Source organism: Halomonas cerina (genome assembly GCF_014192215.1).
In the GTDB taxonomy this organism is placed as follows: Bacteria; Pseudomonadota; Gammaproteobacteria; order Pseudomonadales; family Halomonadaceae; genus Halomonas; species Halomonas cerina.
On sequence record NZ_JACHXP010000006.1, the window covers coordinates 64,853 to 78,373 of the forward strand.

Consider the following 13,521-nt stretch of genomic DNA (forward strand, 5'->3'; position numbering starts at 1 on the left):
CCAGTACTTATTTCCAGTATTTGTCGACGTAACGCTGGATCTCGTTGCGCATGAAGCGCGAGGAGTCCTCGGCCTTCTCTTCCCAGGCGAAGACGCAGGCGGTCATGATGCCGTCGAAACCGACGTCGGCCAGGGTCTTGAAGAACAGGTCCCAGTCCACCTCACCTTCGCCGATATTGAGGTGCTGGTGGACGCGAGCCGTGGAGCCCGGCGGGTTGATGATGTAGCGCAGCCCCGAGGACGCCTTGTGATTGAAGGTGTCGGCCACGTGGACATGGGCCAGCACCGGGGCGCAGTCGCGGATCATCTGTTCCATGTCGTCGCCGAAATGGAAGGTGTGGGGTGCACAGTAGAGGAACTTGACGTTGTCGGAGTTGACGGTGCGGATCATGTCCACGGCCGGATGCAGCGTCTCGACGAAGTCGTCCGGGTGCGGCTCGATATTGAGCTGGATGCCCTCACGCTCGAAGATCGGCACCAGTTCCTCCATGGAGCGCCACCAGGAGGCCTCGCTGGACTCGGTGGTCGCCCCACCCTGGCAGCAGCTGGAGCAGCTGCCACGTTCGGGGTGAGGGCCGCGTCCCAACTCGGAGTTCATGGTGTCGACACCCAGCTCCACGGCGATCTCGATGGCCTTCTTCCAGTACTTCACCGCGGCCTGACGCTCTTCCTCATGGGGACTCGCCCAGCGATACATGGGCAGCAGCGAGGAGAGCTGAACACCGTGGTCCTTGAGCGATTTCTTGAAGGACTGCAGGCGCTCCGGATAGACCCGCGGATGCACGAACCAATCGAGAAAGTCGGCGCGCGGTGACAGCTCGATGTACTCGTAGCCCAGATCGGCGGCGAGCCGCGGCAGGTCATCGAGAGGTACATGACGATGCATGAATGGGTCGAGGGCGATTTTCATTGGATGTCCTCATGCGTGTGGCGAGGGTGTGTCTTTCGGAGGTGTTTCACGCTGGCGCTTGGCCTCAAGCGGCCGCTCCGGTATCAGGCCAGCCCGTCGCGGACAAGCACCATGCTGGCGCGCAGGGCGGCAACGGGATCCTCGAGACCATGCACCTCCGCCGCGAAGGGCTCGAAGGAGACATAACCGTCGTAGCCGTCTGCCAGCAGGCGGCGCAACTGCCCGACGTTGTCCAGGCGATCGCGCTCGCCGACCAGCAGGCGGTGCTCGTCGAGCATCTCTTCGAAACCGATGGCCGAGTCCTCGAGACCGGAGATATGCACCAGTCCCGTCAGATCGGCGAAGAACTCGCGCTCGCCGGCGCCTTGGTGATGGAAGGTGTCGTGCACCAGGCCGAAGCGAGACTCCAGGCCCAGCGAGCGGATGGCGTCCACTGCCTTCGCCTTGGTGCGCAGCGACGAGATCGGGAAGCCGAGTGGCTCGACGAAGCCTTGCAGGTCATAGCGCCCCAGGATGGCATCCAGCTCGGTCAGGGCCTGCTCGAGACCGGCGCGCTTGTCTGCCTCGCTAGCGGTGTAATCGGCATCCACGAGAGGGCAAAGGACCAGGCCGCGTCCCCCCGCCGCATCGACCAGCTGTGCCAGCTGCTCGGCCTTGTCGGCACGCTCGGCGTTCCAGATGTTGAAAGGGTAGAGGGCATTGATGCTGAGTACCTCGATGCCCAGCTCCTGCGCCCGACGCCCGGCGGCACGTGCGGCGTCGAGGTTCAGGATGCTGTTCTCGCCCACATCATTGCGCAGCTCCACGGCACCGACTCCCATCTCGGCAGCGGTCTCGATCAGCTGTTCAGGGGTCCAGCGCGGGCAGACCATATGGTTGAGGGCAAACTTCAAGGCGTGCTGAGCCATGGCGGTCTCCAGTCATTGCGGTATCGTCATTGTTCGGGCTTGCGGGGCTTTCTCATCCCATTGCCAGCGGTAGAGCTGATGCAATTGCTGGAAGACTAGAATAAACATTCTATTCGATCAACAAACAGAATATGCCATCGCTTTATATTTGTTTTGCGGTTCGCTCGACTATTCGTGACGTATCAAGGTGTTATGAGGAAAATGCCGCTCCCCTTGCAGCACAGCTCTTCGACCAAAGCAGCAGGTTGCGAACCGGGTCCACATTGAGCAGATACGCAGCGTGGTGGCCAGCAGGGGCTGTTCTATACTAACGTTTAAATAGAATTTTTATTCTTTTTAGGCTATGCTAGGTCTTGACGCAGACCGTAGATTGAGCCGAATGGCCGAAAAGCCAGACCGCGAGGCGGATACCATGAGTCAGACCCCCCAGGATTTCTCCACGCTGGAAGAGCGCATCACGGCCGACTACCCGTCGCTGAGCCGTCGTCTTCAGCAGACGGCCCGTTTTCTTCTAGACCATCCCCAGGAGGTGGCCTTCGCCACCGTGGCCAAACTGGCCGAGCAGGCCGGCGTGACGCCCTCGACGCTGATCCGTTTCGCCAACAGTTTCGGCTTCTCCGGCTTCTCCGAGATGCAGCAGCTGTTCCGGGCACGCCTGGTCGACGAACTGCCCAACTACAACGAGCGCATTCACGCGGTGCGCACGGCGACCGGCGAGACGCCCGACAGCACACAGCTGTTGTGGGAGTTCGCTGAAGCCAACCGAGAGGTACTCGACCAGCTGCCGAGCCGTATCGACCCGCGTAGCCTGGAGCGCGTTCTGGACATCTTCGAGCAGGCTCACGCCATCCATGTGATGGGGGCCCGACGCAGTTTCGTGGTCGCCAGCTACATGACCTATGCGCTGCACCATATCGACAAGCGCACCTTCCTGGTCAATGGTCTGGGGGGGATGTACGGCGAACAGGTGCGGGCCATCGGTTCCCGTGATGCCCTGTTGGTGGTGAGCTTCTCACCTTATGCGCAGGAATCGCGCGATGTGGCGGACGAGGCCAGCAAGCGCGGCATTCCGCTGGTGGTGATTACCGACTCCAACCTGAGCCCGCTGGCCCGTCAGGCCGACGTCTCGCTGGTGGTCCACGAGGCCGAAGTGAAAAGCTTTCGTGGCCTGACGTCCTCGCTGTGCCTGACCCAGACCCTGGCCATCGCGCTGGGGGTTCGCCAGGACCGGGCCCGAGATCGCGCCTCTCGCGGCAGCGCCAAGGGCGACATGGACTCTGATCGCGCTTGAGCCTCGGCATGACTCGTCACGTCAGGCTCGCGTTCTGACGTTTCTCCTCCCCGCCTTGGCGGGGTTTTTTTGACCCCCTTAATGGAACATTAATTCCATTATTCTGTTATTAGAATTCAAAATTCTATACTTTTGTATTATTGGAATTCTTATTCCATTTGGCCTAGACTGCTTATTAGCTTCCCCTGTTTGGCGATGCTCATGACGATCCGGAGCGCCTGCACCTGGCCGGGGCTGTCGAGCGCTCGCGGCGTGAAGGGCATGCCAGGATGACGTTCATTGAATCACCGGTTCGCACCGAACCATCAACGAATGACGACTGATACTGTTTAAGGAGGGCCACGATGACATCGCTACTGGTACGCCCCCAGCAACCTGATGAGCAAGGCAAGGTACTCGAGGTCACGCCGGAGTCCGCCGGCTGGGATTACGTCGGTTTTCGGGTGCACAAGCTCGCCAAGGGCCAGCAGATCGAAGGTAACACCGGCGAACGTGAACATTGCCTGGTGATCCTGTCCGGTCGCGCGACCGTGGCCAGTGGTGACAACCGCTGGGAAGACATCGGTGAGCGCATGGACATCTTCGAGAAGGTGCCACCCTATGCCGTCTATCTGCCCGACGGGGTGAGCTTCAGCGTCGAGGCGACCACCGACATGGAACTGGCGGTCTGCAGCGCACCGGGCCATGGCAACCATGCGGCGCGCCTGATCACCCCCGACCAGATCAAGCGCAGCACCCGTGGCACCGGCAGCAACACGCGGCATATCCAGGATATCCTGCCGGACTCCGAACCGGCCGACAGCCTGCTGGTGGTCGAGGTCTATACCCCGGCGGGCAACTGGTCGAGCTATCCACCGCACAAGCACGACGTGGATAATCTGCCCGAGGAATCGATCCTCGAGGAGACCTATTATCATCGGCTGAATCCCTCTCAGGGCTTCGCCTTCCAGCGGGTCTACACGGACGACCGCTCGCTGGATGAGACCATGACCGTGGAGGACGGCTGCTGTGTGATGGTGCCGCGCGGCTACCATCCGGCCGGCGTGCCGCATGGCTATGAGCTTTATTATCTTAACGTGATGGCCGGGCCCAAGCGTGAATGGAAGTTCCAGAATGACCCGGCGCACGCCTGGATCGTCAAGCCGTGACGTGACCCCACCGCCTGGGCCTTTCGTCTCTCCACCCAGGAGTCGAGTGGATGTCTCTTCCCCCGCCGATGCGGGGGTTTTTTGTTCCAGGGGCGTTGATGCCTGCGCTCACAGCTGGCGCCGCCAGCGACTCTCGACGGTCTCCAGCTCCGCGGGACCGTATACGGCCTGTTGGTGGCCGCCGTAGTGGGCCCATAGCTGGTCACCCGCATCAAAGTGCCACCACTCGCTGGGCAGGTTGGTGAAGCCCTGCTCGAGCATGGCGCCATATAGCCGGCGTCGATTGTCCCGGGCCTGCCGCTCGCGGGATGTCGGCCGTGCGATCGCTTCCAGGGCCGCCGTGTGCGAGGCCGGCACGGCCTCGTCGAACAGCGTCCCCATGTCCAGGGGCAGGCCATCGGCATCGCTCAGGGTCACGTCCACCGCGCCGCCGGTGAGGTGTGGGCTGGGCGCCCGGGCATCTCGGCTGGGCACGGCAACGAACTCCCGGGTCCTCTCCAGCAGCGCCTCCTCGGAAAGCTCGGGGTGGTGGGCGCGGAGCGCCTCATGGAGGGTCTCGAAGAGGTACTGCTGCACCCGCCAGGGGCGCCAGCCGTCCAGAACGACCAGTCCGTAGTCCGTCGGCAGGGCGCGGGCCACCCTCAGCAGGCGACGATAGACCCCCTCGCGCACGTAGCACTCGTCGATCGCCCCCGGCAGGCCCTGCTTGGCGTAGACCGGGAAGATCCGCAGCGGCGCGGGAGCCAGGCTCAGCGGCACCAGCGGCTCGTCGCTTCCCGCGATCGGGAGGCGGCTGACCACCGACCAGTCAGGCTCCGGATGCGGGGCAATGGCGGAGGGGAGGGACTCGGGTATGGGGACCGGCATGGCATCCTCCGATGGGGCGTGAGAAGGGGGGCAGCGTCGATATCGTCGAGGGCCGCGTCGCGCCCGATTCGATGATAGGCTCGCCGGTAGCCCGGTTGATAGGCGGCCGGGCCAACGAAGGGAGACAGCGGGTGGTGGCGAGTCGAGGTGCCTCGCGGGGCAGGAGTGGCATGACGGGATGGTTACGGGGCTTGAGCCTGGTGGGGATGGTCCTCGGCCTGACGGGCTGTGCCGTGTTCGCGCCGGCGCCGCCCCAGAACCAGGCGAACCTGTGCGAGATCTTCCGTGAGCAACCGGACTGGTACGACGCCGCCCGGGATGCGCAGCAGAAGTGGGGCACGCCGATCTCGACGCAGATGGCTTTCATCGCGCGCGAGTCGTCCTTTCGCAGCCATGTGAAGCCCCCTCGGCAACGCCTGCTCGGCTTCATTCCCTGGACCCGGCCGTCGTCGGCCTTCGGCTACGCCCAGGCACAGGACCCGGTGTGGGGGGAGTATAAGGCAGAGGCGGCCGGCTGGTTCGCCAGCCGCAGCGACATGGAGGATGCCACCGACTTCATCGGCTGGTACAACGCGCGCACTCACCGTATGGCGGGAGTGTCGCTGTATAATCCCGAGCACCTCTACCTGGCCTACCACGAGGGCCAGGGCGGCTATCGCCGAGGCTCCTACCACCGCAAGCCCGGGGTGCGCCGGGCCGCCCGGCAGGTCGCTGCGACCGCCGCGCGCTATCGCTCTCAGCTGGCCGCCTGCGAGGCCGAGTTCCGCTGCGACCGCTTCTATCAGGTCTGGCCGTTCTGCCGGGGCTAGCCGAGCGCGGGAGGCGCTCGGGGCCTTGTGTCTGCCCGCTGGCGGCGGACTAGCGCTGCCCGAACATATGGCGGCGGGCCTCCTCATCCAGTGGCTTGCCGGCGTCGGGGTTGACCTCCCGAGTCAGCGCATAGGCGCGCTGCGTTCCCGGCCGCTGCCCGATGCGCTCGAACCAGGCCTTGAGGTGGGGGAAGTCGTTCAGGTCCTGGCGCTGCTTCTCGTGGGGCACGATCCACGGATACACCGCCATGTCGGCGATGGAGTAGTCGGCGCCGGCGATGTAGTCCCGCCGGGCCAAGCGGGTGTCGAGCACGCCGTAGAGCCGTGCGGTTTCGTTGACGTAGCGGCTGATGGCGTATTCCACCGTCTCCGGCGCGTACTGGGTGAAGTGATGGTTCTGGCCGGCCATGGGGCCAAGCCCGCCCATCTGCCAGTGCAGCCACTGCAAGGTCTTGGTGCGTCCCCGCAGGTCCTTCGGCAGGAAGCGGCCGCTCTTGTCGGCCAGGTATTCCAGTATCGCCCCGGACTCGAAGAGTGATAGCGGCTCACCGCCATCCTCCGGGTCGTGGTCGACGATGGCCGGGATGCGGTTGTTGGGGGCGATGGCCAAGAAATCCTCGTCGAACTGGTCGCCCTTGCCGATGTTGATCGGCTTGATGCGATAGTCGAGCCCGGCCTCCTCGAGAAACATCGTGACCTTGTGGCCGTTGGGCGTGGTCCAGTAGTAGAGATCGATCATGTGGCCTCCTGGTTACGCTTGCAGCATCTCGATGAGTCGCTGCGCGACGGGCTCGGAGGAGGGCGGGTTCTGCCCGGTGAGCAGGCGCCCGTCCTGACGCGTGTAGGGAGCGAAGTCCTCGGCCTTGGAATACCTGCCGCCACAGGCGATCAGGGCGTCTTCCACCCGCTGGGGGACGATATCGGTCAGGCCGACCGCCGCTTCCTCGCCGTTGGTGAAGCCGGTGACCTCGCGTCCCTCGACGATGGGGTTGCCCGAGGCGTCCTTGGCATTCACCAGCACGATGGGCGCATGGCAGACCGCCGAAACCGGCTTGCCCTGGGCCCAGAAGGCCTCGATCAGGCGGATCGAGTCCGGGTCGTCGACCAGGTCCCAGAGGGGGCCGTGACCGCCGGGGTAGAAGACTGCATCGAAGTCGTCGGCCTGCATGTCGGCCAGTCGATGGGTGGCGGCGAGCTGGGCCTGGGCCTCCGGGTCCTGCTTGAAACGCCGCGTCGCCTCGGTCTGGCTGTCCTCGGCGTCGCTTTTAGGGTCCAAGGGCGGCTGGCCACCCTTGGGGGAGGCCAAGGTGATCGTGGCACCGGCCTCCTTGAGGGCGTAGTAGGGGGCGGCGAACTCCTCCAGCCAGAAGCCGGTCTTCTCGCCGGTGTCGCCGAGACGGTCATGCGAGGTCAGAACGATCAGGACGTGCTTGTTCAAGATGGGCATCCTCCTGGGGAGCCTTCGCGCCGGGCGAGGCGTGTGATAGGGGTCAGCGCTCGTGCTGTCTCGATTCGTCGCCTGTTCTCCATGCTAGACGACCCTGACGGTTCGAGCCTCGAGGATGGTCGATAGCTGGCGTTCAGGCAATGCATCGCGAGGCAGGGCGACGGGCCACTCATCGATGGTCTTGATTTTATAGACGAGTGGTCTATATTTGGGGCATGACCCAAGCGACTTCCAAACCGCGTCGCGGCCGCCCGCCCAAGGTGCCCCGTGACGACCCCGATACCCGCGCGGCCCTGATCCGCAGCGGTGTCGAGGTGCTGACCGAGCAGGGCTTCGCCGTCTCCGGCATCGACGGCATCCTCAGGCGCGTCGGAGTACCCAAGGGCTCCTTCTACTATTATTTCGACAGCAAGGAAGCCTTCGGGTGGGCCGTGATGGAGCACTACGGGGCCTATTTCGCCCGCAAGCTCGACCGCCACCTCCTGGATGAATCGCATTCGCCGCTGGCGCGCATCGCGGCCTTCGTGGAAGACGCCAAGGCCGGCATGGCCCGTCATGACTTTCGCCGGGGCTGTCTGGTGGGCAACCTGGGCCAAGAGGCCGGCGGCCTGCCGGAGGAATACTGCGAGTGGCTGCGGGCGACCCTCGCGGATTGGCAGCGGCGCCTGGCCCGTTGCCTGTACGAGGCGCAGGCGATCGGCGAGCTGGCCGAAGATGCCGATTGCGACAGGCTTGCCGAAGCCTTCTGGATCGGCTGGGAGGGGGCCGTGATGCGCGCCAGGCTCGAGGGCGGCGCGCGCCCCCTGGAAACCTTCATCACGACCTATCTGGAGGGGCTGCCCCGCTAGGCGGGCGCCGTTTCATGCCATTCAATAGACGACCGGTCTATAAGCGCTTTACAAGAGAGGTGCACGATGTTCAAGGTCATTCTGATTGACAAGAACGACGAGGGTCAGCAGGTGGAGATCGCCTCGCTGGACGAGTCGCGCCTGCCGGACGGCGATGTCACCGTGCGGGTCGACTGCAGCACGCTCAACTACAAGGATGCCCTGGCCATCACCGGCAAGGGGCCGGTGGTGAGGAAGTTCCCCATGGTCCCGGGGATCGACCTGGCGGGGACGGTCGAGAGCTCGACGGCCGAGGCCTATCGGCCGGGCGATGCCGTGCTGCTCAACGGCTGGGGCGTCGGCGAAACGCACTGGGGTGGGCTGGCCGAGAAGGCGCGGCTGGACAGTCGCTGGCTGATTCCTCAGCCCTCGGCTTTCACGGCCCGCCAGGCCATGGCCATCGGCACGGCCGGCTACACCGCCATGCTCTCGGTCATGGCGCTGGAGAAGCAGGGCGTTACCCCGGCGCAGGGAGAGGTGCTGGTGACCGGGGCCAACGGGGGTGTGGGCAGCTATGCCATCGCGCTGCTCGCGAAGCTGGGCTATCGGGTCGTGGCCTCCACCGGACGCCTGCAGGAAGCGGACTACCTCAAGGGGCTCGGGGCCGAGGAGGTGATCGACCGGGCGGAGCTGTCCGAACCGGGCCGCCCCCTGGCCAAGGAACGCTGGGCGGGGGCCATCGACTCGGTGGGCAGCCACACCCTGGCCAACGTCCTGGCCGGGACCCGCTACGGTGGCACCGTCGCGGCCTGTGGCCTGGCCCAGGGCATGGACCTGCCGGCCAGCGTCGCCCCCTTCATCCTCAGGGGTGTGACCCTGGCGGGCATCGACAGCGTGATGCGGCCCTATGCGGATCGCGTCGAGGCCTGGCGCCGGCTCGGCGAGCTGCTGGCCCCCGAGCAGCTCGATGCCATCACCCGCACGATTGGCCTGGAGGAGGCCATCGACACGGCCGGCGAGCTGCTGGCCGGTCGGGTCCGCGGGCGCGTCGTGGTCGATATGTCGCGCTGACTCGTGAGGCCGTGACCCCGCGGCCAGCCCCCCGCCGGGGCACGACGCCGTCGTGCCCCGGCGGCGTGTGTACGGGGGTTAGGCGAGGAGGCCTTCGAGCTGCCGCTGAAGGTCGTCGACGCTTTCCCGTCCCCTTGGACTCGAACTCCTGCAGGCAGCCGATACCGGGGCCTACCGAGCCGGCGAGATGCGCTAAGATGACGCTTTTCCCGTCATCAGCTGCCCGGATCATGCCATGCCCGAGCGATTTGTCCCGCCACCCCCCATGCTGCTGTCGCACCTGGTCGAGCAAATGGGTGACGTGGTCTGGTCGGTGAATGCCCACGACCGCTCACTGGAGTACCTCAACCCCGCGGCGGAGCGCATCTTCGGCCGGAACATCGAGGCCTTCCACGCCAATCCCCGGCTATGGCTCGAGGTGGTGCATCCGGAAGACCAGGGCGCCGTGGCGCAGAGCCACGACCGGCTGATGCGGCTCGGCAAGGTCGAGCGTCGCTACCGGATACTGCGTCCCGACGGGCAAGTGGTCTGGCTGCACGACATGGCCTGGCTGATGCCCGATGAGCAGGGCCAGCCCCGCCGCCTGTACGGGGTCGCCCGAGATGTCACCGACCATCAGGAGGCGTTCCAGCGCGGGAAAGCGGCACTGGTGCAGGCCGGGGAGGATATCGCCATGCTCCAGGCCAGCCAGCACGCGCTGCGGGCATCGCGGGATGACCTGGACCAGTTGCTGCAGACCAGCCCGGTGGTGATCTTCACCTGCGAGCCCACCTCGGCACGGATACCCACCTACATCAGCCCCAGCCTGGAGCGCGTACTGGGCTATCGGCGTGAGGAACTGCTGGGAAACGAACGCTGGCGCCGGCAGGTGGTGCATCCTAAAGACCAGGAGGAGACCACGCGTCAGGTGGCCCGGTTGCTCGACGAGGGCGGCAGCATCCAGCTGCGCTACCGCGTACGCCACCAGGCCGGCCACTACCTCTGGGTACAAAGCGAGATGCGCCTGCTGCGTGATGCCGAGGGGCGACCGGAAAAGATCGTCGGTGCGCTGCTGGATATTACCGAAGCTCAGTCCCTCAATCAGCGCCTGGAGAAGCTCGGCGAGCAGTTGCCGGGCTTCGTCTACCAGTATCAGATCGACCCCGACGGACATGCCTGGTTTCCCTATGCCAGCCGGCGCAGCCTCGAGCTCTACGGCGCCACCCCCGAGGCGCTGCGCGAGAGCCACGCGCCGGCTCTCGAGGTGGTGCACCCGGACGACCGGGCGCGGGTCACCGAGGCCATCCGACACTCCGCCGAGACCCTGGAGCGCTGGCACTGCGAGTATCGGGTCTGCCATCCCCGTGGCCATGAGCTCTGGGTGTCGGGGTTGGCGACGCCCGAACGCCTGCCCGGCGGTGCCGTGCTCTGGCATGGCTTCATCGCCGACATCACCGAGCGCAAGCGGGTCCACCTCGAGCTCGAAGCCAGCGAGCGGCGCTATCGTCGCATCACCGAGAATATCAGCGACCTGGTCTGTCTGCTCTCGCCCAACCCGGCGGCTATCCTGCGTTTCGTCAGCCCCTCGGTGACCCGGCTCCTCGGCTATGACCGAGACGAGCTGCTGGGACGTTCGGCGTATGACATCGTGCACCCCGACGACCGTGAGCGCCTCCGGGCATGGGCGTATCTCGAGGCGCGGACAGGCGAGCCGAATACCGGGATCGGGATCGAGTACCGCTGTGGCCACCGCGAGGGGCATTATGTGTGGTTGCATACCACCACCATGCCGGTGCGCAGCCGCCGGGGCCGGGTTATCGCCCTGCAGACCCTGTCCCGCGAGGTCACCGAGCGACGCCAGGCCGAACAGGCCCTCAAACGGCTCGCCCAGCGTCAGGAGCAGATCCTCGAGGCGGCCGGAGAGGGAATCTACGGCCTCGACGAGGCAGGCCACATCAGCTTCATGAACCGGGCCGCCAGCCGCATGCTGGGCTGGCGCCTGAGTGAGGTGCGCGGTCGCTTGGCCCATGCCCTGTTCCACCATCACCACCGCGATGGCTCTCCTTACGCGTCCGCCGAATGCCCGACGATGCAGGCCATGCGCCAGGGGAACTCCCGGCGCGCCCTGGACGAGTGGTTCTGGCGCCGCGATGGCAGTGGCTTCGCCGTCGAACTGGTAGCCTCCCCGATACGGGAGGGAGGCCGGGTGAGCGGCTGTGTCGTGGTCTTTCAGGACATCACCGAGCGGCGTCAGGCCCAGGCCGAGCTCGAGCGCCTCTCGACCACCGATGGTCTCACCGGGGCGCCCAATCGTCGGCATTTTCTCGAGCGCCTCGACAACGAGCTGCACCGCCAGGCCCGGCATGGTCACTCGGCGGCGCTGGTGATGTTCGATGTCGACTACTTCAAGCGGATCAACGATCGCTGGGGGCATGCGGCCGGTGACCGGGTGCTCAAACAGCTGGTCGACACCTGTCAGGGACTGCTGCGGGCCACCGACCTGCTGGGACGGCTGGGGGGAGAGGAGTTCGCCGTGCTGCTGCCGGAGGCCGATGTCGTCGGAGGCGGCGCCTTCGCCGAGCGCCTGAGGGCCGCCATCGAGGCCATGCGGGTCGACCATGGGGGGGAGGTGCTGAGGATCACCCTCAGCCTCGGGGTTGCCGCCATGCGGCCCCATGACACGCCGGAAAGTGCCCTCGAACGCGCCGACGATGCCCTCTACGCGGCCAAGCGCGGCGGACGCAATCGGTGGGGCTGCCGGTGATCCCCTGGTCGCATCGACCGGCCGGCGTGCGGCGTCTACGCTTGTGTCCGAACAGGGTGCGGTTCAGCCATGAGGGTCACCGTGGCGCCGGCGAGGACATGCGATGTTCACGAGAGCGAGGGAGCAGGCCTTCTGGCTCGTCGACAGGGCGAAGGGGGCGCGGGTCGAGGGGCATCTCGATGAGCTTGCGGCGGTGCTTGGCACCACTGGCGACGCGCAGGCCAGGATCGAGCGCCGCCTGGCGGCGTTGCTGCAGCATGCTGCGGAGACGACGGCGTTCTATGCCGACCGCGCGGGGGCGGCCGAGCTGTCGACCTTCCCGGTCGTCGACAAGAATGTCATCCGCGACCACCACGACCGGTTCCTCTCCCGCTGCTTCGACAAGACCCGGCTGACGTCCGTGGTGACCAGTGGGTCCACCGGCACCCCGTTCAAGGTCTACCACAGCCCGGACAAGCGATGTCGCAACACGGCCGATACCCTGTTCTTCGCCGGTCAGGCCGGCTATCGCCTCGGGCAGCGGCTGCTGTACCTCAAGGTATGGCCGCAGTGCCGGCGGCACCTCCCCGTGCAGCACTGGCTGCAGAATGTCGTCCCCGTCGATGTCACCCGGCTGGGCGAGGCGCAGCTCGCCGGCCTGGTTGCCTCGCTCGAGACGGGGCGCGGCCCCCACAGCCTGCTGGGCTATGTCTCGGCCCTGGAACAGCTCTGCCAGTTTCTCGACCATACCGGCCGGCGGCGCCTGGACACCGAGGTGGCGTCCATCATCACCATGTCGGAGTCGCCGACGCCCTATGTGAGGGAGCGCTTGGCGCACTATCTCGGCGTACCGGTTCATTCGCGCTACTCCAACCTCGAGATGGGCATCCTGGCCCAGCAGGTGCCCGGGAGCGGCGAGCGGTACCTGGTGAACCGGGCCAGCTATGTGGTCGAGATCCTGGCGATGGAGTCGGACAGGCCGGCGGCACGGGAAGAGAGGGGACGCATCGTGGTTACCGATCTGTTCAACCTGGCGATGCCCCTGATCCGCTATGACACGGGAGATGTGGGGGCCCTGTCGGGCGAGACCGACCCCTTCGGCAACCCTTACCTGGAGACGGTGGAAGGCCGCCGGATGGACGCCCTGTACAATACCTCGGGTGACCTCATTTCCTCCCATGTGGTGTACCGCAACATGGGACAGTACACCGAGATCCGACAGTACCAGGTGATCCAGGAGGGCCCGAGAGACTATGCTTTCAGGCTCAACATGGCGGGGCCTTTCGCGCGGGAGAGTCAGCTCCTCGAGGAGTGTCGAGCCTACCTGGGCCGGGATGCCCGGTTCCGCGTGGAATATGTCGACGAGATTCCGCTGCTCGCCTCCGGGAAGCGCAAGCGGGTCGTCAATCGCTGGAAGTCCGGCTAGATGTCGGCCCACATCCGCAGCAGGTTGGCCAGGCGCTCGGTGAAGGGGTGAGGAGGAGTCGCGGATCAGGGCGCCGGCGGGCAGCTTGTAGCGCT

General features: G+C 65.7%; 12 protein-coding genes. 7 read left to right on the plus strand and 5 right to left on the minus strand.

Going from position 1 to position 13,521, the window contains the following annotated elements:
• Window positions 1-7 precede the first annotated feature (7 nt).
• Together FHR94_RS07585 and FHR94_RS07590 are read right to left on the minus strand one after the other, a co-directional pair.
• Window positions 8-910 carry a sugar phosphate isomerase/epimerase family protein gene (locus FHR94_RS07585; protein WP_183325036.1) on the minus strand — a complete coding sequence of 301 codons (903 nt, stop codon included), beginning with the start codon at window positions 908-910 and terminating at the stop codon, window positions 8-10.
• 83 nt (window positions 911-993) lie between these two features.
• Window positions 994-1,818, minus strand: coding sequence for a TIM barrel protein (locus tag FHR94_RS07590; RefSeq protein ID WP_183325037.1), 825 nt, complete (start codon window positions 1,816-1,818; stop codon window positions 994-996).
• Window positions 1,819-2,230: 412 nt separating this feature from the next.
• Here FHR94_RS07590 and FHR94_RS07595 point away from each other — a divergent pair, with 412 nt between their 5' ends.
• Together FHR94_RS07595 and iolB are read left to right on the plus strand one after the other, a co-directional pair.
• On the plus strand, window positions 2,231-3,109 hold the full coding sequence (locus tag FHR94_RS07595) for a MurR/RpiR family transcriptional regulator (protein ID WP_183325038.1): 879 nt from the start codon (window positions 2,231-2,233) through the stop codon (window positions 3,107-3,109).
• Window positions 3,110-3,453: 344 nt separating this feature from the next.
• Window positions 3,454-4,257, plus strand: coding sequence for a 5-deoxy-glucuronate isomerase (gene iolB / locus FHR94_RS07600; protein WP_183325039.1), 804 nt, complete (start codon window positions 3,454-3,456; stop codon window positions 4,255-4,257).
• Window positions 4,258-4,365: 108 nt separating this feature from the next.
• Here the strand turns inward: iolB and FHR94_RS07605 are convergent, their stop codons facing one another.
• Window positions 4,366-5,124 carry a M15 family metallopeptidase gene (locus tag FHR94_RS07605; RefSeq protein WP_183325040.1) on the minus strand — a complete coding sequence of 253 codons (759 nt, stop codon included), beginning with the start codon at window positions 5,122-5,124 and terminating at the stop codon, window positions 4,366-4,368.
• A 170-nt stretch (window positions 5,125-5,294) separates the two neighbouring features.
• Here FHR94_RS07605 and FHR94_RS07610 point away from each other — a divergent pair, with 170 nt between their 5' ends.
• The gene (locus FHR94_RS07610; RefSeq protein ID WP_183325041.1) at window positions 5,295-5,933 is read left to right on the plus strand and encodes a transglycosylase SLT domain-containing protein; all 639 of its coding nucleotides are present in this window, start codon (window positions 5,295-5,297) and stop codon (window positions 5,931-5,933) included.
• 49 nt (window positions 5,934-5,982) lie between these two features.
• Here the strand turns inward: FHR94_RS07610 and FHR94_RS07615 are convergent, their stop codons facing one another.
• Window positions 5,983-6,672, minus strand: a complete 690-nt coding sequence (locus FHR94_RS07615; RefSeq protein WP_183325042.1) for a glutathione binding-like protein — start codon at window positions 6,670-6,672, stop codon at window positions 5,983-5,985.
• A gap of 12 nt (window positions 6,673-6,684) precedes the next feature.
• A complete protein-coding gene (locus FHR94_RS07620) occupies window positions 6,685-7,371 on the minus strand; it encodes a type 1 glutamine amidotransferase domain-containing protein (RefSeq protein WP_183325043.1) in 687 nt (228 codons plus the stop codon).
• Window positions 7,372-7,595: 224 nt separating this feature from the next.
• Here FHR94_RS07620 and acuR point away from each other — a divergent pair, with 224 nt between their 5' ends.
• The 4 genes from acuR (at window position 7,596) to FHR94_RS07640 (ending at window position 13,426) form a co-directional block, all read left to right on the plus strand.
• Window positions 7,596-8,228 carry an acrylate utilization transcriptional regulator AcuR gene (gene acuR / locus FHR94_RS07625; protein ID WP_183325044.1) on the plus strand — a complete coding sequence of 211 codons (633 nt, stop codon included), beginning with the start codon at window positions 7,596-7,598 and terminating at the stop codon, window positions 8,226-8,228.
• 66 nt (window positions 8,229-8,294) lie between these two features.
• Window positions 8,295-9,278: an acrylyl-CoA reductase (NADPH) gene (acuI, locus tag FHR94_RS07630; protein WP_183325045.1), complete on the plus strand. Its 984-nt coding sequence runs from the start codon at window positions 8,295-8,297 to the stop codon at window positions 9,276-9,278.
• Between the two features lie 235 nt (window positions 9,279-9,513).
• Window positions 9,514-12,021, plus strand: coding sequence for a PAS domain S-box protein (locus tag FHR94_RS07635; protein WP_183325046.1), 2,508 nt, complete (start codon window positions 9,514-9,516; stop codon window positions 12,019-12,021).
• A 103-nt stretch (window positions 12,022-12,124) separates the two neighbouring features.
• A complete protein-coding gene (locus FHR94_RS07640; RefSeq protein WP_183325047.1) occupies window positions 12,125-13,426 on the plus strand; it encodes a phenylacetate--CoA ligase family protein in 1,302 nt (433 codons plus the stop codon).
• The last annotated feature ends 95 nt before the right edge of the window (window positions 13,427-13,521 follow it).

Coding starts and splice junctions, on each gene's coding strand:
- FHR94_RS07595 (WP_183325038.1), top strand. CDS start 2,231: ATGAGTCAGACCCCCCAGGATTTCTCCACGCTGGAAGAGCGCATCACG.
- acuR (WP_183325044.1), top strand. CDS start 7,596: ATGACCCAAGCGACTTCCAAACCGCGTCGCGGCCGCCCGCCCAAGGTG.
- FHR94_RS07640 (WP_183325047.1), top strand. CDS start 12,125: ATGTTCACGAGAGCGAGGGAGCAGGCCTTCTGGCTCGTCGACAGGGCG.
- FHR94_RS07610 (WP_183325041.1), top strand. CDS start 5,295: ATGACGGGATGGTTACGGGGCTTGAGCCTGGTGGGGATGGTCCTCGGC.
- acuI (WP_183325045.1), top strand. CDS start 8,295: ATGTTCAAGGTCATTCTGATTGACAAGAACGACGAGGGTCAGCAGGTG.
- FHR94_RS07590 (WP_183325037.1), bottom strand. CDS start 1,818: ATGGCTCAGCACGCCTTGAAGTTTGCCCTCAACCATATGGTCTGCCCG.
- FHR94_RS07635 (WP_183325046.1), top strand. CDS start 9,514: ATGCCCGAGCGATTTGTCCCGCCACCCCCCATGCTGCTGTCGCACCTG.
- FHR94_RS07605 (WP_183325040.1), bottom strand. CDS start 5,124: ATGCCGGTCCCCATACCCGAGTCCCTCCCCTCCGCCATTGCCCCGCAT.
- FHR94_RS07585 (WP_183325036.1), bottom strand. CDS start 910: ATGAAAATCGCCCTCGACCCATTCATGCATCGTCATGTACCTCTCGAT.
- iolB (WP_183325039.1), top strand. CDS start 3,454: ATGACATCGCTACTGGTACGCCCCCAGCAACCTGATGAGCAAGGCAAG.
- FHR94_RS07615 (WP_183325042.1), bottom strand. CDS start 6,672: ATGATCGATCTCTACTACTGGACCACGCCCAACGGCCACAAGGTCACG.